Origin of the sequence: Nitratidesulfovibrio oxamicus (genome assembly GCF_015731765.1) — a bacterium.
In the GTDB taxonomy this organism is placed as follows: Bacteria; Desulfobacterota; Desulfovibrionia; order Desulfovibrionales; family Desulfovibrionaceae; genus Cupidesulfovibrio; species Cupidesulfovibrio oxamicus.
In genome coordinates this window covers 1-626 of the sequence record NZ_VRYY01000746.1, presented here as the reverse complement: position 1 = coordinate 626, position 626 = coordinate 1, and the positions used below count along the sequence as shown (strand labels likewise).

At 72.0% G+C, this 626-nt stretch carries 1 protein-coding gene; it reads right to left on the bottom strand.

All coding sequences use genetic code 11. From position 1 onward, the window contains the following. Positions 1-144: 144 nt before the first annotated feature. Positions 145-626: flagellar biosynthetic protein FliO (gene fliO / locus FVW20_RS18090; RefSeq protein ID WP_196610673.1), on the bottom strand; the 482-nt coding region annotated here is incomplete at its 5' end.

Here is a 626-nt window from a genome sequence, read left to right as displayed (position 1 = left end):
GCCGCGCACGTGGCGTCCTGACGGGGGGTGTCCTGACGGGGGGCGTCCGGAGCGGCGGTCTGGCCGGGGGGCCGGGCGATGTCCGCCGTCAGGCCGGTGACGCCCCGGCGGACGGATGCCGGGGCGGAATTGACGACGGGGGCGTCAGTTTCCCGAAGGTGTGCGCCCCTTGCCGAGGGCACGCCCCAGCACAGAGGAGAAGCCGCCGGAGCCGCGCCCGCCGTGCTGATCGGAAAGCCTTCCGGCGTCGGAAGTTGCGTCGTCGCTGCCGTGCTCATGGTCAAGGTCCTGCTCCGTGAGTAGCGTTATCTGCTGGTCGGTGACGCCCAGCAGCAATCGCTTGTTCAAGAAGCGTACCACCATGAGCCCCTTGCGCGGGCCGATGGGCAGCTGCGCCTCCAGGCGCAGGTCGTCGCGCGAAAAGCCGCCCGCGCCCGGCACGGCGCGGAACAGCCCCCCGTGACGGCGCACGGCCCACAGGGCCAACCACAGCAGCCCCACCAGCAGGAACAGCACACCCACGGCCTGGATGTACCCGCCCCACGAAAAGGCGGGCACGGCGGCAGCAAGGCCGTCGGAGGCCCCCGCTGTCGCGTTGGCGTGCGCCATGGTGGCGTTCACGGCGT